This window comes from Devosia limi DSM 17137, from assembly GCF_900128975.1.
GTDB lineage: Bacteria > Pseudomonadota > Alphaproteobacteria > Rhizobiales > Devosiaceae > Devosia > Devosia limi.
Genome location: NZ_FQVC01000008.1, coordinates 158,049 through 183,976, shown reverse-complemented (window position 1 = coordinate 183,976; position 25,928 = coordinate 158,049). Strand labels below are relative to the sequence as shown.

Below are 25,928 nucleotides of genomic sequence, written 5' to 3'. Positions count from 1 at the left end.
TAATCAAAACCAAGTCGCGCGCAACACCTTATCGCTGCACGGCTCCTGTGCACCGGGCTCAGCCTTGCCGCTCGCCCATGGCAGCGCTAGACCACCTGTGTGTGACAATTTCTTGTTTGAGTACCCTCCTCCATGCCTCCCAAATCCATCGCCGTCATCATCGTCGCCGCCGGTCGTGGCGAACGTGCCAGTGTCGGCGGAGAGCCCGATCCCAAGCAATACCGGCCCGTGGCTGGCGCTCCCGTGCTGTCGCGTACCGTAGCGGCGTTTCTGGACGTGCCAGAGATCGCGCGGATTGTCCCCGTCATTCACCCCGATCACAGCGAACGCTATGCGGGACTGGGCCTCAGCGATAAGCGCCTGATGGCTCCGGTCATCGGCGGCGACTCGCGGCAAGCGTCGGTGTTGGAGGGGCTCAAGGCCCTGGCGCCGCACAAGCCGGACCTGGTGCTGATCCAGGACGCTGCCCGCCCCTTTGCCTCCCCGGCGCTCATAAGCGACGTCCTGACGGTGCTGCAAACCCATGATGGCGCCCTGCCCGCCTTACCGTTGACCGACACGATCAAGCGATCGCTGGACGGCGCGCTGGTGGCCACCACCGAGGACCGGCATCAATTGTTCGCGGCGCAGACCCCGCAGGGCTTCCGATTCGGGCAAATCTTTTCTGCGCATATGCGCGCAGCGACGGTGCGGCGGCAGTTTACCGATGATGCGGAGATCGCAGAATGGGCGGGGCTGCGCGTCGGCATGGTCATGGGCAGCACCGATAATATCAAGATTACGCATCCCGAAGATTTCGCGCGGGCCGAGCGGATCGTACTTGGAGATAGTCGCATGGAAACCCGTATCGGCACTGGCTATGACGTGCATCAGTTCGAGGCCGGCGATGCAGTCTGGCTGGGCGGTGTGCGCATTCCCCATACGGCCAAGCTCAAGGGGCACTCCGACGCCGACGTGGCATTGCACGCGCTCACCGACGCGATTCTGGGGGCCATTGGCGAGGGGGATATCGGTATTCACTTCCCACCCAGCGATATGCAGTGGCGCGGCACCGCATCGGTGGTTTTTCTCAAGCATGCTGGTTTGCTGGTTGCCAATGCTGGCGGCCGCATCGTCAATCTGGACGTGACAATCGTCTGCGAAGCGCCGAGGATCGCCGAACATGTTCCGGCGATGCGTGCGGTCATCGCCGAGGCATTGGGCATCGTGACCTCACGGATCGCGATCAAGGCGACAACGAGCGAGAAGCTTGGGTTTATCGGGCGGGAGGAAGGCATGGTGGCTATGGCCAGTGCGAGCATTGAACTACCGAGGAACGATTGATGGCAGCGGCAAAAGCAGCGCCCGATCCGGCCAAACGGATCATTCAACTGCTGACCGAAACCGGTAAGACCATCGTTACCGCAGAAAGCTGCACTGGCGGCATGATTGCAGCAGCTTTAACCGACATCCCCGGCGCCTCGGCGTCGTTCATCGGCGGCTATGTCACCTATTCCAACCTCGCCAAGTCGCGCATGATCCACGTGCAGCCCCGGCTGATCCGCGATTATGGTGCGGTTTCCAACCAGGTGGCCCGGGCCATGGCCGATGGGGCGCGCAACACGGCCCGCGCCGACTTCGCCGTGGCGGTGACCGGCATTGCCGGGCCCGATGGCGGTAGCGAGAAGAAGCCGGTTGGACTGGTTTACGTGGCGGTGTCTTCGGAACTGGCGACCGTGGTCATCGAGCACCAGTTTGGGGACCTTGGGCGGTTGCCGGTGCGCGAGGCCAGCGTCAAGGCGGCGCTGGATCTGGTGGTGCAGGTGTTGACGAGCACGACTGAGGGGTAGCGTCCCTGCCCGGTGGCTGGATGTCCAAGCACCGGGCCGTTCCAGGACTTGGTCTGGGAATCACTGCCCGCGCCGTGTCGGGTTGAGGGTGGCCCACGGGTCGAGCCCGTGGGCAGCGCGGCGGGGGTGAGAGGATTGAGGCGGCGACCAGCATGAAGAATGGATTCCAGCCCGCGCGGGAATGACCTGGTGGCGACGCGCGGCGAGAGAGCGGCGCGACTAATCCCCGTAGCGGCGGTCGGCTTCGTCGGCGAAGGCGCGCATGATCTCTTCCTGCTTGGCGGCGAAGGCAGGTTCGGCGAGTGCTGCAATCAGCGGGTTGGAGATCTTGAAGTCGATCTCGAAGCGCACGCGGGTGCCCATGCCTTCGGGCTCGAAGCTCCAGACGCTGTCGAGATAGGCGAAGGGGCCGTCGATGGCCTTGGCCTTGATGGTGCGGGCGACCGGATCGAGCACGACGCGGCTGGTATAGGCCTGGGTGATCGGGCCGAAGAACAGCGTCATGCGGGCCAGCCGCGTGTCATCGGGCGATGCAGGGTCCGGGCGGACATCCATCGCCTTGCAGTTGGGCACGAAGCGCGGATAGTCGTTGAGGTCGGCTACGATGCCGTACATCCGCTCAGGCAGGTGCGGCACGTGCCGCTCGAAAAATCGCTTCATCAGTGACCGAGCTTCGCCATACGTGCTGCTTTGAGCGCGGCAAAGTCTTCGCCGGCATGGTGGGACGACCGGGTGAGCGGGCTGGACGACACCAGCGAGAAACCCTTGGCCGTGGCAACCGTTGCGAACGACTTGAATTCGTCGGGGGTGACGAAGCGCTGCAGCGGATAGTGCTTCTTGGTCGGCTGCAGGTACTGGCCGATGGTGAGAAAGTCCACATCGGCGGACCGCAGGTCATCCATCAGCTGGAGCACCTCGTTGCGCTCCTCGCCGAGGCCCACCATGATCCCCGACTTGGTGAACATTGTGGGATCGAGTTCCTTGACCTTCTGCAGCAGCCGGATCGAGTGGAAGTAGCGCGCGCCCGGACGGACCTTGAGGTATTTGGACGGCACTGTTTCCAGATTGTGGTTGAAGACGTCGGGCTTGGCGGCCACGACGATCTCCAGTGCGCCTTCCTTGCGCAGGAAGTCCGGGGTCAGGATTTCGATGGTCGTCTTGGGATTGCGGGCGCGGATCGCCAGGATCACGTCGGCAAAGTGCTGGGCGCCGCCATCGGCGAGATCGTCACGATCGACCGAAGTGATGACCACGTGCTCGAGGCCGAGCTTGTGGACGGCACTGGCAACATTTTCGGGCTCGTTGGGGTCCAGCGGCCCGGGCATGCCGGTGCGCACATTGCAGAAAGCGCAGGCGCGCGTGCAGATTTCGCCCATGATCATCATGGTGGCGTGCTTCTTGGACCAGCACTCGCCAATATTGGGGCAACCCGCTTCCTCGCAAACCGTCACCAGCCCGTGCTCGCGCACGATCTGCTGGGTTTCCTTGTAGACGGGGGAGCCCGGCGCCTTGACGCGGATCCAGTCGGGCTTGCGCAGAACTACGGTATCGGGCCGATTGGCCTTTTCGGGGTGGCGCGGCTTGAGCGCCGAATTATCGATGAGCGTAACCAATTGTTGGTCCTGACTGGGCAAGTGCCCTCTATATCGCTCCCAAAGGCAGCCGGTTCAACCCGGCCTTTTTAACTATTGCAGAACTTCGGCGATCTCGACCCAGTCTCCGCCACGCGAGGCCGAGAGAATGGTCGCCTGAACCAGGGCCAGGGAATGGAGATTGTCTTCGCCCGAGCTGAACCGCGCTGGCACGGTGCCGGTTTCGATCACCCTGGCGATGGCGGCCAGCGTGCCGACCCGGTCGGCATATTGCACCGGCTCCAGCGGAACCGGGGTCAGTTCACCGTCCAGGGGGCGCAGGCTCAACCGGTCGGGGCCGGACTTGCCCATGAAGTGGTCGCGTGAGCTCCAGAGGATTTCACCTTCCGAGCAATCCATCACCCATTCCCCCGACCAAGGGGTAACCGGGCCGCTACTCATCCAGCTGCCGCGATAGGACACGATGGTGCCGCGCTCGAATTCCAGCGTGGCGACGCCGATGGGGTGGTGGCCGAAGGGGCTGGCAGGCGGGTTCCAGGTGCGGCAGGAAACGCGCCTGGGGTTATCGCTCAGCACCATGCGCATCAGATCGAAATGGTGGATGGACATATCGGCCAGCAGTGGATCGGGCATGTCCCAATAGCGATAGCCCTGGCTGGGGGCATGGCGGCGGAAATCAATGGAGACCAGGTTGACCGGCCCGAATTTCTGCGCGCCGATCAGTTCGGCAGCGGCAATCGGACCGGGCTGGAAGCGGTAGTTCTGGCTGACCATCAGCACCCGGCCATTGGCCTTGGCGAGAGCGACGAGTTCCTTGGCCTGGGCAATGGTCGTGGCGAAGGGCTTTTCGACGATGACGCTCAGGCCCAGTTCCAGGCAGCGCCTGACCACCGGATAATGGGCTTCAGTGCGCAGCGTGCAGATGGCCAGTTCGGCTTTTACGGCGCCGGCTGCGGTTTCCAGGTCGTTGAAACACAGGCTTTCGGGAACGCCCAGTTCGGCCTGGACGCGAGCTGTGGCATCCGGATTGCTGTCGACATAGCCGACCATCTCAATATTGGGAACTTTGGGGATAACATCCTTGGTCCAGCTGAAACCCCAGTGTCCGAGACCGATCTGGATAGCTTTGACCATGTGGATAACTCCTTCAGGGTTCGCCGTTTGCAGGTTCGTCGTTGCAGTGACCCACCGGGCCATTCCGGCGAAGCCGGGATCCGTGCCGTGTCGCTGTTGCGGGTTGAAGGCCTTCAGAATGGACCCCGGCCTGCGCCGGGGTGACATCGCGTGTGTTGGCGCCGCTCACGCCTACATATTCAGAACGCGGCCATAGGCGTCGAGGACGCTTTCCTTCATCGTTTCCGACAGGGTCGGATGCGGGAAGATGGTGTGGATCAGTTCTTCCTCGGTGGTTTCCAGGTTCATGGCGATGACGAAGCCCTGGATCAACTCGGTGACTTCGGCACCGACCATGTGGGCGCCCAGCAATTCGCCGGTCTTGGCATCGAAAATGGTCTTCACCAGCCCATCGGGTTCGCCCAGGGCGATAGCCTTGCCATTGCCGACGAAGGGGAAGCGGCCGACCTTGATCTCGCGCCCGGCTTCCTTGGCCTTGGCCTCGGTGAGGCCGACGCTGGCCACCTGTGGCTCGCAATAGGTGCAGCCCGGGACCTTGAGCTTGTCGAGGCCATGGACCGGCAGGCCGGCGATCTTTTCGACGGTGATGACGGCTTCATGCTCGGCCTTGTGGGCCAGCATCGGCGGGCCGGCGACGTCGCCAATCGCCCAGATTCCGTCGATATTGGTCTTGCCGTAATTGTCGATGACGATGGCGCCGCGCTCGGTCTTGACGCCGACGGTCTCAAGGCCAAGGCCTTCGATATTGCACTGCACGCCGACGGCGGAGATCAGCTTGTCGCCAGTGACCTGCTGCTTTTCGCCGGACTTGAGCTCGACATGGGCGATGACGCCGTCCTTGGTCTTTTCGACCTTGGCGACCTTGGCATCGGTCAGGATCTTGATGCCGCGCTTTTCCAGGCGCTTGCGGGCCAGGGCCGAAATCTCGGCATCTTCCACGGGCATGATCTGGGGCAGCAATTCGATGATGGTAACCTCGGCGCCCATTGAGCGATAGAACGAGGCGAACTCGACTCCAATGGCGCCCGAGCCCATGACCACAAGCGATTTGGGCATGGTGGCCGGCTTCATTGCCTCGAAATAGGTCCAGATCCTGTCGCCATCGGGCTCGATGCCGGGCAGCACGCGCGGGCGGGCGCCGGTGGCGATGATGATGTTCCTGGCCTTGTAGGTGCCTTCGCCCAGCGCATTCTTGGGCACGGGGCCCTGCGGCTGAACAATGGCCTTCTTGGTCGGCGCAACCTTGATCTCACCCGGCTTGGTGATCGTGGCTTCGCCCCAGATGATGTCGACCTTGTTCTTCTTCATCAGGAACTGGACACCATTGTTCATCTGCGCCGCGATACCGCGCGAGCGCTTGACGATGGCGTCGATGTCGAAGCCGAAGCTGTCGGCGGTAAGGCCGTAATCCTTGGCGTGGCTCATATGGCCGTAGACCTCGGCGGTGCGCAGCAGCGCCTTGGTGGGAATGCAGCCCCAGTTGGAGCAGATGCCCGCCATGTGTTCACGCTCGACGATGGCAACCTTCATACCCAGCTGCGCGCCACGGATGGCGGCGATATAGCCGCCGGGACCGGCGCCGATGACGAGGAGATCGTATTGGTCAGCCATTTGGGCCTCCGAGATATTATGAGCGGGTCAGAGACCCAGCATGGATTTGACGACCGGGATCAGGCCGGTGCCGATCGCGCGGGTATTGGCGGCGTCGAGATGGACCCCATCGAGCGGATCAGCGTGGGCGACGTCGGCGGCGTCATAGAACTCCGCGCCGTATTCGGCGGCACGCGTCCGGTAGTGACCGGCCATCAGCTTGGATTCGGCAATCGCCGCTTCGCCACCGAAATGCTGGCCCATCTCCGCATGCCGGGTCGGGATCAGATGGGGCGGGCTGACGATCAGCAGCTTGGGCATGACGTCGCCCGGCTGGATGAAGTGGCCGCGGACCACCTGCATCAGCTTGCGAATGCCATAGGACGCCGTCAGGGCGCGGCCATGGATCGCCGGCTTGAGATCGTTGGAGCCCAGCATGATGATGACGATGTCGAGCGGCTTGTGGGTATCAAGCAGCACCGGAAGAATGCGGGCGCCATTGCGGTCGGACGAAGCCGAGCCATCATCGAAGGCGGTGGTGCGACCACCCAGGCCTTCGGCGATCACCCGCGCATTGCCGTCGAGCCCCTGCTCCAGAACGGTCGGCCAGCGGTTTTCATAGGCATGCCGCAGCCCATCGGGCTGCGGATTTGCGCCATAAGTCAGGCTGTCGCCATAGGCAAGAATGGTCTTCATGCGCCCTGCCCCTTAGGCCAGCATCATCACGGGATTTTCGATCAGGCCCTTGAACACGCCCAGCACTTCGGCGCCGAGCGCGCCATCGACGGCGCGGTGATCGCAGCTGAGGGTGACGGTCATGAAGGTGCCGATCTTGATCTGGCCGTTTTCCGGATAGACCCGTTCTTCACCGACGCCGACGGCAAGGATAGTGCCATGGGGCGGATTGATCACGGCCTGGAAGTTCTTGATGCCGAACATGCCGAGATTGGACACCGAGGAAGCGCCGCCCAGGTATTCATGGGGAGCGAGCTTCTTGGACTTGGCGCGACCGGCGAGATCCTTGACCTCTTCGGAGATTTCCCGAAGCGTCTTGGTATCGCAGGACTTGACTACCGGAGTGAACAGGCCACCCGGCACTGCCACGGCAACAGCGACGTCGCTGCGCTTGTGGTAGAGGATGGAGTCACCGGCCCAGGTGGCGTTGGCGGCGGGAACGCGCTGCAGGGCCACGGCCCAGGCCTTCATGACGAAATCATTGACCGAGAGCTTGTAGCCCGGCTTGCCGTCCTTGCCCTTGGGGGCCTGGGCGTTGATCTGCTCGCGGGCGGCCATCAGGCCATCGATCCTGCAATCGAGCGAGAGATAGAAATGCGGAACGGTCTGCTTGCTCTCGGTGAGGCGCGCGGCCACGACCTTGCGCATGCCATCGTTCGGCACGAGTTCGTAGCTGCCCTCTGGGTAGAGTGCGAGCACCTGAGCCTTGGTCATGCCGGTTGCGGCAACGCCGCCGGCGGCGGGTGCAGTGGCAGCGGCCTTGAGCGGGGTCTTGCCGGACTTGGCGGCTTCGACGTCGGATTTGACGACGCGGCCCTTGGGACCGGAGCCGGAAATGGCTGATACGTCGATGCCGGCTTCCTTGGCCAGGCGGCGGGCCAGTGGCGAGGCGAAGACCTTGCCATTGGCAGACTTTGGCGCTGGCGCGGCAGCCTTGGCTGGAGCGGGTGCCGCGGCAGGCGCAGCGACGGCCTCGGGCTTGGGGGATTCAGCGGGTGCGGCGGCCTTGGGGGCCTCGGCCTTTGGCGTTTCGGCTGCCGGAGCGGGTTTGGGCGCTACGGCCGCATCGGCGCTTTCGCCTTCCTGCAGCAGGATGGCAATGACGGCGTTGACCTTCACGTTGTCAGTGCCTTCGGCGACCATGATCTTGCCGATCTTGCCCTCGTCGACGGCCTCGACTTCCATCGTGGCCTTATCGGTCTCGATTTCAGCGATCACGTCGCCGGAGGAGACGGTGTCGCCTTCCTTGACGTGCCACTTGGCAAGCTTGCCCTCTTCCATGGTGGGAGAGAGCGCCGGCATGGTGATTTCAATTGGCATGGCGTCTCTCCTTACGAGCGGTAGGTCACGGCATTGACGGCCGCGATCACTTCATCGACGTTTGGCAGCGCCAGCTTTTCGAGGTTGGCGGCGTAGGGCATCGGCACGTCCTTGCCGGTGACGCGCATCACCGGGGCGTCGAGGTAATCGAAAGCCTGTTCCATGACGCGGGCCGACAGCTCGGCGCCGATACCGCCCTGCGGCCAGCCTTCTTCCACGGTAACCAGACGGCCGGTCTTCTTGACCGACTCGATGACCGTGTCGCTGTCCAGCGGACGCAGGGTGCGCAGATCGATCAGTTCGACATCGACGCCGGCAGCAACCAGCTTTTCGGTCGCCTGGGTGGCGTAGCGCATGCCCATCGAGAACGAGACGATGGTCACGTCGGCGCCCTTGCGGGCAATGCGGGCCTTGCCAATCGGCAGGACAAAGTCCTCGACCTGCGGCACGAGGCCGGTGGAGCCGTAGAGGATTTCGTTTTCGAGGAAAATCACCGGGTTGGGCGAACGGATAGCAGCCTTGAGCAGGCCCTTGGCATCGGCGGCGCTATAGGGCGCGATGACGGTGAGGCCGGGAACGTGGCTGTACCAGGCCGAATAGTCCTGGCTGTGCTGGGCACCGACGCGCGAGGCCACGCCGTTGGGGCCGCGGAACACCATCGGCGCCTTGACCTGACCACCCGACATATAGAGCTGCTTGGCGGCGGAGTTGATGATCTGGTCGATCGCCTGCATGGCGAAGTTCCAGGTCATGAACTCAACGATCGGCTTGAGGCCGGCAAAGGCGGCGCCGACGGCCAGACCGGCAAAGCCGTGCTCGGTGATCGGTGTGTCGATGATGCGCTCTGGCCCGAATTCCTGCAGCAGGTTCTGGGTGATCTTGTAGGCGCCCTGATATTCGGCGACTTCCTCGCCGATGACGAAGACGTCCTTGTCGCGGCGCAGTTCTTCGGCCATGGCCTCGTTCAGCGCCTGCCGGACGGTCATTTCGACCATTTCGACACCAGCCGGCAGATCGGGATCGGACTGGGCTTCGAACTTGGGAGCGGCAGGAACCGTCGCCTGCGATGGCGCCACTTCTGCGGCCTTCTCGGCCGGAACGACAGGCGCCTCGGCAGGCTCGGGCGCGGTCTTGGCAGCCGGCGCTGCATCTGCAGTTTCGCCTTCGGCCAGAACCAGTGCGATCGGCGTATTGACCTTCACGCCTTCGGTGCCTTCGGCGACCAGCAGTTCCTTGACCACGCCCTCATCGACCGACTCGACTTCCATGGTCGCCTTGTCGGTTTCGATCTCGGCCAGCACGTCACCGGACTTGACGGTATCACCAACCTTGACCAGCCACTTGGCAAGCTTGCCTTCTTCCATGGTGGGCGACAGCGCAGGCATCAGGATTTGAGGCATATGAGCTCTCCAGCAATGAGACGCCGGGCGTAGTCGCCACGCGGCGGACAGATAGGTGAATGTTCAGCGCGCAAGCGCCTGACCGAGGTCAGGCGCTGACGGTGATGTCGGTCCAGAGCTCTGCGGCATCCGGTTCTGGATCATTTGTGGCAAAATCGGCAGCCTCGGTGACGATGGCGCGAATTTCGCTTTCAATGGCCTTGAGATCTTCCTCGGTGGCCAGCTTGCCTTCCAGCAGCCGTGCCTTGACCTGTTCGATCGGATCACGCTCCTGACGGTACTTGGTCACTTCGTCCTTGGAGCGATACTTCGCCGGATCGGACATGGAGTGGCCGCGATAGCGATAGGTCAGCATTTCCAGGATGTAGGGGCCATTGCCCGAACGTGCATATTCAATGGCGCGCTTGGCTGCATCATAGACCAGCCGCACGTCCATGCCGTCGACCTGCTCGCCCGGGATATCGAACGAGGCACCGCGCTGGGAGAAATCGGTGGTCGCGGAAGCGCGCTCAATCGAAGTGCCCATGGCGTACTTGTTGTTTTCGATGATGAACACAACCGGCAGCTTCCACAGCTTGGCCATGTTGAAGCTCTCATAGACCTGGCCCTGATTGGCCGCGCCGTCGCCGAAATAGGCCAGCGAAACCGAACCGTCGCCCTTGTACTTGGCGGCGAATGCCAGGCCAGTGCCGAGCGACGCCTGGGCGCCAACAATGCCGTTGCCGCCATAGAAGCGATGCTCATTGGAGAACATGTGCATGGAGCCGCCCTTGCCGCGGCTGAGACCGCCAGCGCGACCGGTCAGCTCGGCCATGACGCCCTTGGGGTCGAGGCCCATGACCAGCATGTGGCCGTGATCACGATAGCCGGTGATCTGGGCATCCTTGCCCTTCTCGCTGGCCATGGTGATGCCGGTCACGACAGCTTCCTGGCCGATATAGAGATGGCAGAAGCCACCAATCAGGCCCATGCCATACATCTGGCCGGCTTTTTCCTCGAAGCGCCGGATCAGCAGCATCTCGCGATACGCGTCGAGCTCCTGTTCCTTGGAAAATTCAGGGACATTGGATTGCGCCTGGGCCTTAGTGGCCGTCGCTTTACGCGCCATCGTTCACGCTCCGCTGGGGTGGGAATTGTCGCGTGGCCGAGTTGGCCACAGATCGGGACAATAACGCAAGCTGCGCACGCAGAGCAATGGGCTAACGCATGAAATTGCGCCCGCTAAATATCTGAACTATCAGCAGGATTCGTGTTTAACTCGTTTTCAGATAATTCTGAATATGAACCTGAAGTCGGTTTACCAGTCTTTGGATCGACCATGACGATAATGTCGTCGGCATGCGCCATGTTCAGCAGCGCACGGGCGCGCTCGGTGACGATGTCGGGGTCCAGGCGGCGCGTATCCATCAGCGAAGCACGGTGACGAAAGGCATCGATCTCGGCCTGCAGGGCCGAAGACTGGCCCTTGAGAACCCCGATGTCGGAAATGATCTCCGCGCGACTCTCGATGCCGAACTGCCCCCCAATGGCTGAAAAACCAAGATAGCCCTGAAAGCCGAGCAAGGCGAGCGTGAGGCCGAGGGGGCGCCAGATGGGAGGACGTTTGAGACGGGTGGGCATGAGCAAACCGGGACTGAACCGCCCCAGTATGGCTGACAAGGGTTTAACGCCGAGTTTCGCTATTCCGCTGCGCGCCGCTCAGCCGCCGTGGTTTCGTGAAATAGCGCACTGACGGACTCGCCGCTATTAATGCGCCGCATCGCCTCGGCCAGTGCCGGCGCAATCGACAATATGGTGAGCTTCTCACTCGCCGCCCCCACCGCGACCGGCAGGGTATCGGTGCAGACAATTTCGTCCAGGCCGGCTTGCGCGGACAAACGCTCGAGGGCAGAGCCAGCGAAGATGCCATGAGTGCAGGCGATGCGAATGGAGCGCACATTGCTGGCCCGCAGATGGGCCAGCAGCTCGATCATCGAGCCGCCGCTGGCGATCTCATCGTCCAGCACGATGACGTCGCGGTCATGCACGTCGCCGATAATCGCCGAGATGCGGACTTCGGTGTCGCTGATGCGCTCCTTGGCGCCGGCGGCAACGGGCGTCCCGAGGCGACGCGCAAAGGCGGCGGCGGTCTTGGCATTGCCGAGATCGGGAGACACCACCACGGCATTGCTGAGATCGTAGCGCCGGAAGTAATCCGCCAGTTCGCTCAGCGCGTGGAGATGATCGACGGGGACGCTGAAGAAGCCATGCACCTGCGGGGAATGCAGCGTCATGGTCAGCACGCGGTCGGCGCCAGCAGTCTTGAGCAGATCGGCAACCAGACGGCCACCAATGGAAATGCGCGGCGCATCCTTCTTGTCGGAGCGGGCATAGGAATAGTGCGGGATGACGGCGGTGATGCGCGCCGCGGAGGCCCCTCGGGCCGCATCCAGCATCAGCAGCAGCTCCACCAGGTGATCCTGCACCGGGGCGCTCAAGGTCTGGATCAGGAACACATCCTGCTCGCGGCAATTTGCCTGCAGATGTACTTCGAGGCAGTCATTGGAGAAGCGCTTCACCAGCGTGGGGTGCAGCGGCACGCCGAGTTTGGCGCAGATGTCCCGAGCAAGTTGAGGATGAGCGCTACCACCGAATACGGCGATCTGGTTCATCGGGGTTATCCTGGCTCTTGGGGGCTGGAACTGCGACTTACCGCACTGAGCCAGTCGCTGCAAGGTTTCCGATGGGATGGGTGGGGATTTGATGGAGGTGGCGCGCGGCGTGGAGGATTTGGCCAGCCACGGAGTCATCCCCGCGCAGGCGGGAATAGGTTCGTTTTGATGCGCGGAGGGCAGAATGGATTCCCGCCTGCGCGGGAATGACCCGGTGAGGGGTGTGAGGATCGGGGTTGATTTGGGGGTGGTTTGGGGGGCGCCTGACCATCAGCCGTCATTCCGGCGGAAGCGGAAACCAGTTCGCTGGGGCGGTCCGAAACTGGATCCCGGCTTTCGCCGGGATGACGTGGTGGGAGGCGGGCATTTTGCGTGGCGGACAAAAGTCCGGTGCGGGGAGGAGTTTCCAGCCTGCGCGGGAATGTCTCCGTGGCTGTGAATTGGCCCCGGAAAAACCGGGGCCAGAGTGCCCTACTCCGAGCCCATCGCCTCGGTGGCGGCGATGGCAGCCATGTTGACGATGCCGCGGCTGGTGGTCGAGGGCGCGAGGATATGCGCCGGCGATTGCGGACCCATCAGGATGGGACCAACGGACAGGCCGTTGTTCATTTCCTTGAGCAGCGTCATCGACAGGTTGGCGGCGTCGAGGTTCGGGAAGATCAGCAGGTTGGCTTCGCCGCTCAGCACCGAGTCGGGGACGTAGCGCTCGCGCAGGTCCTGATTGAGCGCCAGATCGCCCTGCATTTCGCCTTCGACGATCATCTCGGGCGCGATGGCCTTCAGCTTCTGATAGGCCTCGCGCATCTTGTAGGCGCTATCGCCGTCGCGCGAACCGAAGTTCGAATAGCTGAGCAGCGCCACGCGGGCTTCGATGTTGAAGCGCTTGAGATGGTTGCGGGCCTGAAGGGCGATTTCGACAATCTCGTCGGCGGTCGGGTCCTGGTTCACATAGGTATCGGCCAGGAAGAACGCGCCGCGCGGCATGATCAGCATGGAGAGCGCCGAAACGTCCTGCACACCGTCCTGCAGCCCGATGATCGAGCGGATGTCGCGGACATGCTTGATGAAACGACCCTGGAGGCCGCAGATCAGCGCATCGGCTTCGCCGCGCTTGACGGCCAGCGCACCAATGACGGTGGTATTGGTGCGGACCACCTGGCGGGCCGTGTCCGGTGTCACGCCGTTGCGGCCGACCAGTGAGTGGAACAGGCTGACATAGTCGCGGTAGCGCGGATCGTCTTCGGGGTTGATGACCTCGAAATCGGTGCCGGGGCGCAGATTGAGGCCGAAGCGCTCGATGCGCTGCTCGATGACGGCGGGACGACCGATCAGGATCGGGCGGGCAATACGCTCCTCCAGCAGCACCTGGGTGGCGCGCAGCACGCGTTCGTCCTCGCCATCGGCAAAGGCAATGCGCTTGTTCTGGCCCTGGGCGCGATCGATGATCGGCTTCATCACCAGACCCGAGCGGAACACGAAGCGGTTCAGCGTGTCGTCATAGGCGTCGAAATCGGCGATCGGCTTCTTGGCTACACCCGATTCCATGGCGGCGCGCGCCACGGCAGGCGCTATGCGCAGCATCAGGCGCTGATCGAATGGATTGGGAATGATGTGGTCGGGACCGTAAACGGCGGGCGCGCCCGAGGGCGAGACTTCCAGGCCCGGCTCATGCGCCAGCTTGGCGATGGCGCGCACGGCGGCCAGCTTCATTTCCTCGTTGATGGTCGAGGCGTGGACGTCGAGCGCGCCGCGGAAGATGAACGGGAAGCAGAGGACGTTGTTGACCTGGTTGGGATAGTCCGAACGACCGGTGCAGACCATGGCGTCCGGACGGGTCGACTTGGCCAGTTCGGGCATGATCTCTGGATTGGGATTGGCCAGCGCCAGGATCAGCGGCTTGGGGGCCATCTTGAGCAGCATTTCGGGCTTCAGCGCGCCGGCGGCCGACAGGCCGAGGAACACGTCGGCGCCGTCGATGACTTCGGCGAGCGTGGTGGCATCGCTCTGGCGGCGGAACTGGCCGCGCCACTTGTCATTGACGTCGTTGCGCTTGTGGGTGACCAGACCATCCTTGTCGGCGACCCAGATGTTGTCGTATTTTGCGCCAAGGGCGACGAGAACGTTGAGGCAGGCGATTGCCGCCGCACCGGCACCGGAGGTGCAGATCTTGACGTCCTCGATCTTCTTGCCGGCCAGTTCCAGGCCGTTCAGCACAGCGGCGCCGACAATGATCGCGGTGCCGTGCTGATCGTCATGGAACACCGGGATATTCATGCGCTCGCGCAGGACTTCCTCGATCTCGAAGCAGTCCGGGGCGCGGATGTCCTCCAGATTGATGCCGCCAAAAGTCGGCCAGAGCGGGGCCACAACCTCAATGAATTTCTTGGGGTCGAGTTCGTCGATTTCAATGTCGAACACATCGATGCCGGCGAATTTCTTGAACAGAACCGCCTTGCCTTCCATCACCGGCTTGCTGGCCAGCGCGCCGATATTGCCGAGGCCGAGCACGGCAGTGCCATTGGAGATGACGGCCACCAGATTCTGGCGCGAGGTGTAGCGCGCCACGGCATCGGGGTGCTCGGCGATTTCCTCGCAAGGCGCGGCAACGCCGGGCGAATAGGCCAAGGCCAGGTCGCGCTGGTTGCCAAGGGGCTTGGTTGCCTGGATTTCGAGCTTGCCGGGCTTGGGGAATTCATGGAAATGCAGCGCCGCTTCGCGCAGGGCTTTGCGTTGCTCGTTGATGTCAGATGACACTGAATTGCTCCTCACGCACGAACGGACGGCCTTCCTCGACAAGTGAAAGCCAAGCTTGAGCCAGCGTTGGTGCCACCAATCGCGCCAGATGAAAAGGGCCTATGTCCGTGCAGGGGCGCAACTAAAGTGGCAAATGTGGCTCAGGCAGCGCTGTCAACGATACCATCGACGCCGCTGCGCGGGTTCTTGGTGGCGTGCAGCGCCATCGCCAGCTCCTTGAACGCCCCTACCTTGAGCGCTGGAGCGAAAATGAAACCCTGCGCATGCAGTACGCCGCGGGCCCGCAGATACAGCGCCTGTGCTTCGGTCTCGACGCCCTCGGCGACGATTTCACAGCCCAGATCGTGCGACATGGTGATCAGCCCATCGAGCACCGGCACCTGCTTGGTATCGGCCTTGACCATATCGACGAAGATCCGGTCGATCTTGATGACGTCGACGCCCAAAGTGGCGAGATAGGCGAGATTGGAGTGGCCGGTGCCGGCATCGTCCATGGCGAGGCGCGAACCAAGGGCATGCAGACCCGCGATGACGCTATTGACCTGCACAGAGTTCTCCAGCGGCCGGCGCTCGGTGATTTCGAACACCAGCTGGCGGAAATCGATCAGCGAGCCGCCAAAGATGGCCTGGACGTCCTCGACAATGCTGCCGTCGCGGAAATGACCCTCGAACAGGTTGATGGAAACCTTGATCTCGGGCATCAGCTGGCAGAGTTCGCCAAGATCGGCGCGCACCTGCTGCATCAGCGACAGCGTCATCGGAATGGCAAGGCCGGTGACTTCGGCATAGTCGATAAAGGCGCCGGGCGGGATGACCTTGCCGTTCTTCTTTTCCCAGCGGCACAGCACTTCGCAGCCGACCAGTTCGCCGGTGCGCAGGTTGATCACCGGCTGGTAATAGGGCTTGATCTCGCCATGGGCGATGGCGCGCTCGAGGTCGAAGGCCGGCACGCGGGAGCGGCGCACATATTGCAGCGCCATGAACAGCAGCCCGGCGCTCATCAGGCCGGCGACAAGGGTGAAACCCACATCAAGGTCGGAATAGCCGGCGCGCGCAATGGCGAATGGAATGGCGGCTTCGCCACGCAGCGGCAGTTCGCCGGCAAAGGCCTGCGCATAGACAAACTCGGTCCTGGTGGTGCGATTATCGAAGGATTGGGAATCCCCAACGGTGAGCACCTGTGCACCATTGGTCAGCAGCACCCGCATCATGCCTGATGGCCCTAGGCCGGTTGACTGCGCCGTTGGCATCTGGCCCAGAAGCGGCACAAAGGCCGACACCCGGCGTCCCTGCCCAAAGACCTGGGTGATCTTGAGCGCCGGCATTGCCAGATCGCCCAGCTTGACCAAGGTGATGGTCTCGGTGTGCCCCGGAATAGGCAAGCTGCCCGAAAGCGGCGAATAGGTTACCGTGAGTCCGAAAGCGTCGCAGTACTGAACGCCATCAACGTTCTCGACCAGCACCTGCTTCATATTGAGACTGGATTCGATCTCGCGCTGCACATTGGCGACAAAGGTCGGCGTACAGAGCGACGGGCTCTCGGCGAGAATTCGGCGCAGGGAGGCAATAGCGTCGTCCACACCGAGTTCAACTTGAGAGGTAACGGCTACAACAGATTGTTGTACCTTATTTTTCTCTGTCACCCGAACATAGGCATCCAGCAGGTAGTCCACTGCAATGATGGGGATGAACGCCAGAAGCGCACCCAGCAGCATGAGGATATGGGAATACCTGGATTTCAACGGACGAATCCAATGTGCAGAAAATACTCCCCCTCACTAGCAATCAGCATTTAACGGATCATTAACGCTGGTTAACCGCCGGAAACCAATGGGGCAGCACAAACAACAAGGGCGGGCATCCATTCGGTGCCCGCCCCCAGTCAATATCTGGCAGATGCCTGCTTGGCTTACTTGTCCTGAACGTTCAGCCGGATGCTCAGCTCGCGCAGCTGCTTGGGGGCAGCCGGGCTCGGCGCCCCCATCAACAGGTCTTCTGCCTGCTGGTTCATCGGGAACGCAGTGATCTCGCGCAGGTTCTGCACGCCACAGATCAGCATGACGATGCGATCGACGCCGAAGGCAGCACCACCATGCGGGGGAGCGCCATACTGGAAGGCGCGGTAAAGGCCGCCGAACTGCTCTTCGACTTCGTCGCGCGACTTGCCGGTCAGCTCGAAGGCGCGAACCATGGTCTCGGGCAGCTGGTTACGGATCGAGCCGGAGGCGATTTCGTACCCATTGCAGACAGCGTCATACTGATACGCCTTGATGGTCAGCGGATCCTGGCTGTTGAGTGCGTCGATCCCGCCCTGCGGCATGGAGAAGGGATTGTGCGCAAAGTCGACGCGCTTTTCCTCTTCGTCCCATTCGTAGAAGGGGAAGTCGACGATCCAGCACAGGGCGAATCGTTCGGTATCGATGACACCAATATCGGTGCCAGCCTTGGTGCGGGCTTCGCCAGCGAACTTGTAGAACTTCTCGGGGCGACCGCAGACGAAGAATACGGCATCGCCATCATCGAGACCGAGTTGCGCCTTGAGGGCGGCAGTGCGTTCCTCACCGATGTTCTTGGCGATCGGGCCGGAGCCCTGCCCGTCCTTGAAGAAGATGTATCCAAGGCCCGGCTGGCCTTCGCCCTGGGCCCAGGCATTCATGCGATCGCAGAAGGCGCGGCCGATCGGTTCGGCGCCGGCCTTGTTCTTGGCCGGGATGGCCCAGACTTCGACCTTGGCATCGGCTTCGATCTGGCCGGCAAACACCTTGAAGCCCGAACCGGCAAAGTGCTCGGTCACGGCCTGCATTTCGATGGGGTTACGCAGATCGGGCTTGTCGGAGCCGTATTTGCGGATGGCGGTGTCATAGGGAATGCGCGGCCATTCCTTGTTGACCTTCTTGCCGTCGGCAAACTGCTCGAAGATGCTGGTGATGACCGGGGTCATGGTGTTCCAGACGTCTTCCTGCGTGACGAAGCTCATTTCCATGTCGAGCTGATAGAACTCGCCCGGCAGACGGTCGGCGCGCGGGTCTTCGTCGCGGAAGCATGGCGCAATCTGGAAGTAGCGATCAAAGCCAGCCACCATCAGCAGCTGCTTGTACTGCTGGGGTGCCTGCGGCAGCGCGAAGAACTTTCCGGGATGGATACGGCTGGGCACCAGGAAGTCGCGGGCGCCTTCGGGCGAGGACGCGGTCAGGATGGGGGTCGAGTACTCGGCAAAGCCCTGCTCGGTCATGCCATTGCGCATCGCCGCGATCACTTTGGTGCGCTTGACGATATTGGCATGGAGCTTTTCGCGACGCAGATCGACGAAGCGGTACTTGAGGCGCACGTCCTCGGGATATTCCTGATCGCCGAACACCGGGAGCGGCAATTCCCTGGCGGCCGAGAGAATCTCGATTTCGCGGATGAACACTTCAATCGCGCCGGTCGGCAGGTTTGGGTTCACGGCAGCCGCATCGCGCAGCTTCACTTCACCATCAATACGGATGACCCATTCCGAACGGACATGTTCCACGGCCGCGAAAGCGGGGGAATCAGGGTCCACAACGATCTGGGTGAGGCCATAATGGTCGCGCAGATCGATAAACAGCAGGCCGCCGTGGTCGCGAATACGATGGGCCCATCCGCTGAGCCGGACTGTCTGCCCCGCATTTTGAGCAGTCAATTCCCCGCAGGTGTGCGAGCGATAGCGATGTGATGTCATGGCGTAACCGTTGAAAAAGGCCGGAATCTTGGGCGGGAAAAGCGCATGGGGAGCCCCGCTTGTCAAGCAGCGCAGCCGGTGAACGGGACTTGTGAAGGCATAAGGAGTAACCAATTCCCAATGCTTAACAAATCCCTTCTGGAGTGACGGTGCCTCACCTGCTAGGAACAATCTTGACCTTTTTGAGACGGAAGCCGGTATGGACCTAGTTATTTCCACAGACGTGCTCGCCGCATTTTGCGAGCGCGCTTCCAAGTTTGATTACGTAACGGTCGATACCGAATTTCTGCGCGAAACCACCTATTGGCCAAAGCTTTGCCTCATCCAGGCGGCGACCGAAGACGAAGCGGTATTGATTGATCCACTGGCGCCAGGATTGGACCTGACGTCCTTCTTCGACCTGTTGGCCAATCCGCAGGTGACCAAGGTTTTCCACGCCGCGCGGCAGGATATCGAAATCTTCGTCAAGTTTACCGGCAAGGTGCCGGTCAATATCTTCGACACCCAGATCGCCGCCAGCGTCTGTGGTTTCGGCGACAGCGTCTCCTATGACAATCTGGTGCGTTCGATCACCAATGTCGAACTCGACAAGTCCTCCCGGTTTACCGACTGGTCGGCGCGCCCGCTTAGCGAGAAGCAGCGCCGTTATGCGGTAGCCGACGTCACCCATCTCCGCGATATCTATAAGGAACTGCGCAAGCAGGTCGACGCCACCAAGCGCTGGGACTGGGTCGAGGACGAACTCGGCGTGCTGCGCAGCATCGATACCTATGTCGTCCAGCCTGAGCAGGCCTGGGAACGGCTGAAGATGAAGATCAACCGGCCGCGCGACCTGGCAGCGCTCAAGCGCCTCGCCGCCTGGCGGGAAAAACGCGCCCAGGACAGCGATCAGCCGCGCAGCCGTGTGCTCAAGGACGACGTGCTGTTCGAGTTGGCCATGCAGCGTCCGTTGACGCCTGACGCCTTCGAGAAGCTCCGCGCCGTGCCGCGTGGCTTTGGCCGCAGCAGCGCCGCTGCCGAGATCATGACCATCCTCAAGGAGGTCGAGGCGCTCTCCAAGGCAGAGCTGCCGGTCATGCCGGAGCGTTATCGCGGCCCATCCCCCAAGGGCGCGGTTGGCGATCTGATCCGGGTGCTGCTCAAGTCGGTCGCCGAGCAGCATGGCGTCGCCGCGCGCATCATTGCCACTTCGGACGATATCGACTCGCTGGTGCTGGACGACGCGGCGGACGTCCCTGCCCTAAAGGGCTGGCGCCGCAAGCTGTTCGGCGAAAAGGCGCTGGACATCAAGCACGGCCGCGTTGGTCTGGTCGCGACCCGCAAGGGGGTGATCGAATTCGCGGTGAAGGATGCGGTTGCTGTCGAGTGACGCGGACGCGTGGTGCGCACGGCTTGCCACACACACTGCCCCCGTGGTTCGGGAAATGATCTCGTGATCTGACAAGATGGATCATCCGGAAACGCCGGGTGATGACGATGGGGGTGGAGCCGCCACAAGGATGGCGTGGTCAGTACCGTCCCGCAGCATCAGGATCCGTAACGGAACGCTGACCGACGCAACTATACTCGGATCGAAGCGCGCTTGTAGCCGGCGACGTTGGCGAACTGGTCGAGGCGGCCGCGCAGATGTTCGCCGTCAAGGAAGGCCAGATCGGTAGGCAGACCCAGCACCAGCTCATTGCCCTCCACGGCGAAGCGGATGCGGGGAAGGATTCCCGGCATGGCGGCGGACATGGGATAGGCGACGCGGAACAGTGCGCCGATCAGACGGGCCTGCGCGGTCGCGGCGGGGTCCGCCAGTGCGAGCAGTTTTTGCTGGGACTGCTTAGTCTTGAGCCCGCCATACCGCACCGAAATCACATGCGACAGAAAGGCCCGGCTCGGATGATCGACCCCGGTCAGCGACCCATAGGCCACGGCCTCGATGCTTTGCTGGCCGCGATAATCGGGATGGGCGCGCCAGCCGATATCGGCGAGCAGGCAGGCAACCGTGCGCAGGCGCATGCCCTCATCAGTCTCGGTGACGCCGGCCGCGGCGAGGTATTGTCCGGTAAACGCGACGAGGTCGCTGGCATGGGCCGGAGAGCGCGAGCGCAGCACGGACAATTCCTCAGCGCCCTGGATCAGCGGATCAATCTGCTGCTCTCGCGCGTCAAGAAGGCCGAAGAGATAGCCTTCGCGTACCCCGAGCGCAGAGAAGACCAGGTTGTCGAAACGTCCGGCCTTGAGCACTTCGCCCAGCACGGCGGCGCCGAATGGCACCAGATCGCGGCGCGATGAGCTGACATTGTCGGAGCCGGGATAATGCTTGAGCGAGCCGGCGGCAACGATCTCGTCGCAGAGGGCGATCATGTCTGCGGCCGGAACGACGTAATGCTGCACCATGTGCAGCGGATAACCGCGCAAAATCTGGTGCATCTTGGCCATGGACCGCCAGGTGCCGCCAATCGCGGCAAAGTCCCCGCCGCCGTCGCGGCGCGCCAGGATCGAACTCTTGAGCCGCTCGCGCACGATTTCGGCAGCCTTGCTGGGCGAGCCGTCGCTGTCGTCCTGCAAGCGGATGACGCCGAGTTCAAAGGTTTCCCCGTCGACATCGGTGCCGTTATTGATGGTGGAGAGTTCGAGGCTGCCGCCGCCGAGATCGCCGACCAGGCCGACAAATCCGGGAATGCCGGCGACGACGCCGAGGGCGGCGAAATGGGCTTCCTGCTCGCCGCTCAGCACATTGACCTTGGCATCCATGATGGCCTCGACCGCGCTGACGAATTCGTCGCGGTTGGCGGCGTCACGGACAGCCGAGGTGGCCAGGATATGCACCTTGCCGACGCGCATCAGGCGGGCCACCAGCGCAAAGCGCTGGATCGCCGTCAGCGCGCGCTTGACGTTGCTGTCGGCCAGCCGGCCGCTCGCCGCGATCCCGCGCCCGAGGGCGCAGGCAGACTTTTCGTTGTAGAGCGGGGTCAGCGAGCGCGCGTGACGCTCATAGACGACCAGACGAACCGAGTTGGAGCCAATATCGAGAACCGCGACCGGCTTGGCGCCCTTGATGCGCCCTTGGGCCGTCGGATCGGCATCTACGCCCCAGAACTTGTTCAATCGAAGCCCTCATCGCCATCGTCTATCCCGGCGCTGCCGCGGCCGGACAGTGACGGATTGGTCATGAAGTAGTCGTGCGCGTTGAAGGCTTCCTCACCCTCGGCGGTGCGCACACGGTGTGAACTGCCATCGGGCAGCACTTCCCAGCTCTGCTGATTGTCGCGGAGATAGGCAACCAGAATCCGGTCGAGGATTTGCTTATGCACGGTCTTGTTGAGGATCGGCACCATCACCTCGACGCGGCCATCGAGGTTACGCCCCATCAGGTCGGCCGAGGAAATATAGACCGTGGCACGCGGATTGGGCATGGCCTCGCCATTGCCGAAGCAATAGATGCGGCTGTGCTCGAGGAAGCGGCCGACGATGGATTTGACCCGGATATTGTCCGAAAACCCGGGAATGCCGGGCCGCAGGCAGCAGATGCCGCGCACGAGCAGATCGACCTTTACGCCGGCCTGGCTGGCGTCATAGAGCCCATCGATGATTTCGGGATCGACGAGCGAATTCATCTTCAGCAGGATGCTGGCCGGCTGGCCTTCCCTGGCGAAGTCGATTTCGCGACGAATGCTCTCCATCAGCGTTTCGCGCAGGTTGACCGGCGAGACGGCAATGGTCTCGAGCTCGGTCGGGCGGGCATAGCCGGTGATGAAATTGAACACGCGCGCCACGTCGCGCGTAATCGCCGGATCGATGGTGAAGTAGCTGAGGTCGGTATAGATCTTGGCGGTGATCGGGTGATAATTGCCGGTGCCGATATGGCAATAGCTGACCAGCTTGCCCTTTTCCCGGCGCACCACCTGGCTGAGCTTGGCGTGAGTCTTGAGCTCGATGAACCCGAACACCACCTGCGCCCCTGCCCGTTCCAGATCGCGCGCCCAGCGGATATTGGCTTCTTCGTCGAAGCGCGCCTTGAGCTCGACCAGGCAGGTCACCGACTTGCCGGCTTCGGCTGCCAGCACCAGCGCCTTGATGATCGGGCTATCGGCCGAGGTGCGATAGAGCGTCTGCTTGATGGCAACAACGTCGGGATCGCGGGCTGCCTGCATCAGGAACTGGGCGACTACGTCAAAGCTCTCGAACGGATGGTGGACGAGGATGTCCTTGGCCCGGATCGCGGCGAAGCTATCGCCATTATAGTCACGAATCCGCTCCGGGAAACGCGCGTGATACGGCGTGAACTTGAGGTCCGGGCGGTCCAGATTGCAGATCTTGCTGGCATCGGCGAGACCGAGGAAGCCTTGTACCTCGAAGATGTCGCCTTCCTTGACGCCGAGTTGCTCGCTGATCTGGCGCTTGAGAGCGCGCGGCATGGTGCGTTCGATCTCGAGCCGGATCACCTGGCCGCGCCGGCGCTGGCGCAGGGCCGACTCGAACTCCACCACAAGATCGGCAGCTTCGTCGTCGATTTCGATTTCACTGTCGCGGATGACCCGGAAGGCACCCGAACCGACCACTTCATGGCCGGGGAACATCTTGTGGAAGAACAGCTTGACCAGGGTGTCGATGGTAACGACCTCGGTCCGCCCTTCCGACACGAGACCCGAAGGCAGCGTGATGAAGCGATCGAGATTGCCGGGGATACGCACCAGGGCGGTCAGCGGACTGTCATTGTTCGGGCGCTTCAGCTCGAAGGCGAGCGCCAAACCCAGATTGGGGATGAACGGGAATGGGTGGGCCGGATCGACCGCGATCGGCGTCAGTACGGGGAAGATTTCCTCACGGAACAGCTTCTGCAGATAGTTGATCTGCTCGGTCGAGAGGTCATTGCTCTCGTGGATGACGACGTTTTGCGCAAACAGTTCCTCGCGCATCGTCTGCCACTGGTCCTGCTGCTCGAGCTGCAGGTGCTGGGCCAGCGTTGCAATCTCTTCGAGCTGCTCGGCCGGGGTCAGACCATCGGCGCTCTGCTTGGACAGCCCGGCACGCACCTGCCCCTTGAGGCCGGCGACACGCACCATGAAGAACTCATCGAGATTGTTCGCCGAGATCGAGACGAAACGCAGGCGTTCCAGCAATGGATGGGCCTCGTTGCCGGCTTCTTCCAACACCCGCATGTTGAACTGCAGCCAGCTGACTTCACGATTGACGAACCGGGCCGGGCTGCGACGCAGCGCCTCGATGTCGGGAACGCCGGCATCCGCCTCGGGAATTTCGCTCATCTCATTCATCGTCTTGGGTGTCCCAGTCCTGTTCGTGCTGCGCGTCCCCGCTCGCCAAGCTGCGGCGGTGGAGCGCATCGGCGGCGATGCTGCGGGTGATGGCGGTCCCCTTCGCCAGGGCCAGCCGGTCCATGAGGTCGACAAGGATCACCGCTTCCTCGGTCGACCGCTCCATGCGCGCCACCAGATAGCCGATGATCCTGGGATCGACCGCAACCTGGCGATCCCCGAACAGTTTCACGAACATCTGTGACAATTGAATGTCATCCGTCATCGCCACGCCGAACGCGGTCGCCCGCCGCGCCCGCGAGCGCACATCATCGGTCGAGAACGGCCAGTTCGCAACATCCTCGCGCGCGGTCATGAGCACCGGCCGGTGATCGCGCATCGACTGGTTGAGCAAATGGAACAGCCCCGCCTCGTCATAGCCGCCGCGATCGACATCCTCGATGACCACCGGCTGGCGCCCGCCGTCGCGCGCCAGGCGCTCCAGATCGTCGGGTCCGGCAAACACCGCGCCGCTGCGATCGGCGAAAATCCGCGCCAAATGCGACTTGCCGGCCTTGGCGGGACCACTGACAAGGGTCAGCGGATCGGGCCAGTTGGGGAAAGCCATGATCCGGCCATGCGCAAGAGCATTCCCTTCCCCGACCATGAAGTCAGCTTCGCCATGCGCGGGCGTGTGACCGAGCTCGAACGCCAGCTGACCGGGCGCATCGCCCGCCGGATCGATCTCCGGATCGGTATCAGACCGCGCTGGCATCGCCACCGGCGTCACCATCTGGCCCGCGATAGAGCGAGCTCGCCTTGTACTTGGCTACTGCAAAGCGCACCAGCACCCCGCCAATTGCCGCCAGCGGCACAGCCAGCAGCAGGCCCACAAAGCCGAACAGAGCGCCGAACGCCAGCAAGGCGAACATCAGCCAGACCGGGTTGATGTTGATCGAGGAGCCGACAAGCTTGGGGTACAGAATATTGCCTTCGATGAACTGGCCGACCATGTAGATCGAGAAGATCAACACGACCATCCACCAATTCGGCCAGAACTGGACGATGGCAATGCCCATGGACAGCACGAACCCGAGCGCAAAGCCCACAAACGGCACGAAGCTGAACAAGCCGCCGATCAAGCCGATGGCGAGGCCGAAATTCAACCCGGCCAGCGTCAGCGACGTCGCGTAGAAGGCCGCCAGGATCAGCACCACGCCGCCCTGCCCGCGAATAACGCCAGCCATGGAGCTATCGATATCGCGCAGAATGCCGTTGATCTCGTCCTTGTACTGGCGCGGCAGTAGCCCCTGCAGGCCCCGCTCCATGCCTTCCCAGTCGAGCAGCAGGTAAAAGGTCACCACTGGGGTGAAGATGATGAACCCGATGGCGCTGATCAGCGTCATGCTGCTGGCCACGACCTCGCCGGTGATCACCCCGACAATGCCAACCAGGCGGCCCAGCATATCGGTGATCGTCGCCTCGAGCTGCGCGGCCCGTTCCGGGCCCAGCCATTCATTGAGTTCGGGAGCCCAGCGGCGCGCCAGGCTCTGCAGATCGGCCGTATAGCCCGGCAGGCGCTGGATCAGCCCGCCGACCTGCTGGACCACCAACGGCACCAGCATGAAGAACAGCCCGAGAATGATGGCAACGAAACAGAACAGCACCAGGGCCGTGGCCCAGCCGCGGCCGAGGTGCAACTTCTGCAGGTGGTTGACCAGCGGGTTGAGCAGATAGGCCAGTGCGGCGCCCACGACGAAGGGCAAGAGGATGCCGCGGAAGAGCCAGAGAATGAGGATGAGGACCACAAAGAACGCGATCCAGATCAGGACTTGATTTCGCAGTGACATTGCGCCAGCCGACCCTTGCGTCAGTGTGGTGGAGAAGCTATCAGGCCGTGTAGCGGCCGGCTCCGGAAAGTTCAACCGACTTGGACTCCCGTGGTGCGGTTGCACACGGTTTCCCCAAATTTGGCAA

The 25,928-nt window shown here is 62.5% G+C and carries 20 protein-coding genes; 3 read left to right on the top strand and 17 right to left on the bottom strand.

What is annotated here, in order from left to right:
• The first annotated feature begins 132 nt into the window (after positions 1-132).
• Together BUA69_RS14015 and BUA69_RS14010 are read left to right on the top strand one after the other, a co-directional pair.
• Positions 133-1,323, top strand: coding sequence for a bifunctional 2-C-methyl-D-erythritol 4-phosphate cytidylyltransferase/2-C-methyl-D-erythritol 2,4-cyclodiphosphate synthase (locus BUA69_RS14015; RefSeq protein ID WP_046136094.1), 1,191 nt, complete (start codon positions 133-135; stop codon positions 1,321-1,323).
• Positions 1,323-1,829 carry a CinA family protein gene (locus tag BUA69_RS14010; RefSeq protein WP_046136093.1) on the top strand — a complete coding sequence of 169 codons (507 nt, stop codon included), beginning with the start codon at positions 1,323-1,325 and terminating at the stop codon, positions 1,827-1,829. The genes BUA69_RS14015 and BUA69_RS14010 overlap by 1 nt, the downstream gene beginning before the upstream one ends.
• A gap of 219 nt (positions 1,830-2,048) precedes the next feature.
• Here the strand turns inward: BUA69_RS14010 and BUA69_RS14005 are convergent, their stop codons facing one another.
• The 13 genes from BUA69_RS14005 to aspS form a co-directional block, all read right to left on the bottom strand.
• Entirely contained in the window at positions 2,049-2,489 is a 441-nt protein-coding gene (locus tag BUA69_RS14005) for a type II toxin-antitoxin system RatA family toxin (RefSeq protein ID WP_052950650.1), read from the bottom strand.
• Positions 2,489-3,442, bottom strand: a complete 954-nt coding sequence (gene lipA / locus BUA69_RS14000; RefSeq protein WP_046136092.1) for a lipoyl synthase — start codon at positions 3,440-3,442, stop codon at positions 2,489-2,491. Before lipA ends, BUA69_RS14005 begins: the two co-directional genes overlap by 1 nt.
• 72 nt (positions 3,443-3,514) lie before the next feature.
• Positions 3,515-4,555: a Gfo/Idh/MocA family protein gene (locus BUA69_RS13995; protein WP_046136091.1), complete on the bottom strand. Its 1,041-nt coding sequence runs from the start codon at positions 4,553-4,555 to the stop codon at positions 3,515-3,517.
• A 171-nt stretch (positions 4,556-4,726) separates the two neighbouring features.
• Complete coding sequence (lpdA, locus tag BUA69_RS13990) at positions 4,727-6,166, bottom strand: dihydrolipoyl dehydrogenase (protein WP_046136090.1); 1,440 nt, start codon at positions 6,164-6,166, stop codon at positions 4,727-4,729.
• A 27-nt stretch (positions 6,167-6,193) separates the two neighbouring features.
• Positions 6,194-6,841, bottom strand: a complete 648-nt coding sequence (locus BUA69_RS13985) for an SGNH/GDSL hydrolase family protein (protein ID WP_046136089.1) — start codon at positions 6,839-6,841, stop codon at positions 6,194-6,196.
• Positions 6,842-6,853: 12 nt separating this feature from the next.
• Complete coding sequence (locus tag BUA69_RS13980) at positions 6,854-8,200, bottom strand: pyruvate dehydrogenase complex dihydrolipoamide acetyltransferase (protein WP_046136088.1); 1,347 nt, start codon at positions 8,198-8,200, stop codon at positions 6,854-6,856.
• An 11-nt stretch (positions 8,201-8,211) separates the two neighbouring features.
• Positions 8,212-9,600, bottom strand: a complete 1,389-nt coding sequence (locus BUA69_RS13975) for a pyruvate dehydrogenase complex E1 component subunit beta (protein ID WP_046136087.1) — start codon at positions 9,598-9,600, stop codon at positions 8,212-8,214.
• A gap of 88 nt (positions 9,601-9,688) precedes the next feature.
• Positions 9,689-10,708 carry a pyruvate dehydrogenase (acetyl-transferring) E1 component subunit alpha gene (gene pdhA / locus BUA69_RS13970; RefSeq protein WP_046136086.1) on the bottom strand — a complete coding sequence of 340 codons (1,020 nt, stop codon included), beginning with the start codon at positions 10,706-10,708 and terminating at the stop codon, positions 9,689-9,691.
• 113 nt (positions 10,709-10,821) lie between these two features.
• Positions 10,822-11,220 carry an FtsB family cell division protein gene (locus BUA69_RS13965; RefSeq protein WP_046136085.1) on the bottom strand — a complete coding sequence of 133 codons (399 nt, stop codon included), beginning with the start codon at positions 11,218-11,220 and terminating at the stop codon, positions 10,822-10,824.
• A 59-nt stretch (positions 11,221-11,279) separates the two neighbouring features.
• Positions 11,280-12,251, bottom strand: a complete 972-nt coding sequence (locus tag BUA69_RS13960) for a ribose-phosphate diphosphokinase (RefSeq protein ID WP_046136084.1) — start codon at positions 12,249-12,251, stop codon at positions 11,280-11,282.
• A gap of 471 nt (positions 12,252-12,722) precedes the next feature.
• A complete protein-coding gene (locus tag BUA69_RS13955; protein ID WP_046136083.1) occupies positions 12,723-15,005 on the bottom strand; it encodes an NADP-dependent malic enzyme in 2,283 nt (760 codons plus the stop codon).
• Between the two features lie 140 nt (positions 15,006-15,145).
• Positions 15,146-16,747, bottom strand: a complete 1,602-nt coding sequence (locus BUA69_RS13950; protein WP_143154521.1) for an EAL domain-containing protein — start codon at positions 16,745-16,747, stop codon at positions 15,146-15,148.
• A 167-nt stretch (positions 16,748-16,914) separates the two neighbouring features.
• Positions 16,915-18,708, bottom strand: coding sequence for an aspartate--tRNA ligase (gene aspS, locus BUA69_RS13945; RefSeq protein WP_046136162.1), 1,794 nt, complete (start codon positions 18,706-18,708; stop codon positions 16,915-16,917).
• Positions 18,709-18,907: 199 nt separating this feature from the next.
• Between aspS and rnd the strand changes: the two genes are divergently transcribed.
• A complete protein-coding gene (gene rnd / locus BUA69_RS13940; RefSeq protein ID WP_046136082.1) occupies positions 18,908-20,077 on the top strand; it encodes a ribonuclease D in 1,170 nt (389 codons plus the stop codon).
• Between the two features lie 191 nt (positions 20,078-20,268).
• On the opposite strand, the gene BUA69_RS13935 is transcribed toward rnd, so the two are convergent.
• Genes BUA69_RS13935 through BUA69_RS13920 form a run of 4 tightly spaced genes read right to left on the bottom strand, consistent with a single transcriptional unit; the run spans position 20,269 to position 25,801 of the window.
• Complete coding sequence (locus tag BUA69_RS13935) at positions 20,269-21,804, bottom strand: Ppx/GppA phosphatase family protein (protein ID WP_046136081.1); 1,536 nt, start codon at positions 21,802-21,804, stop codon at positions 20,269-20,271.
• Positions 21,801-23,972 carry an RNA degradosome polyphosphate kinase gene (locus BUA69_RS13930; protein WP_046136080.1) on the bottom strand — a complete coding sequence of 724 codons (2,172 nt, stop codon included), beginning with the start codon at positions 23,970-23,972 and terminating at the stop codon, positions 21,801-21,803. Before BUA69_RS13930 ends, BUA69_RS13935 begins: the two co-directional genes overlap by 4 nt.
• Complete coding sequence (locus tag BUA69_RS13925; RefSeq protein ID WP_072866566.1) at positions 23,965-24,726, bottom strand: P-loop NTPase family protein; 762 nt, start codon at positions 24,724-24,726, stop codon at positions 23,965-23,967. Before BUA69_RS13925 ends, BUA69_RS13930 begins: the two co-directional genes overlap by 8 nt.
• Positions 24,710-25,801: an AI-2E family transporter gene (locus tag BUA69_RS13920; RefSeq protein WP_046136079.1), complete on the bottom strand. Its 1,092-nt coding sequence runs from the start codon at positions 25,799-25,801 to the stop codon at positions 24,710-24,712. Before BUA69_RS13920 ends, BUA69_RS13925 begins: the two co-directional genes overlap by 17 nt.
• Between the last annotated feature and the right edge of the window lie 127 nt (positions 25,802-25,928).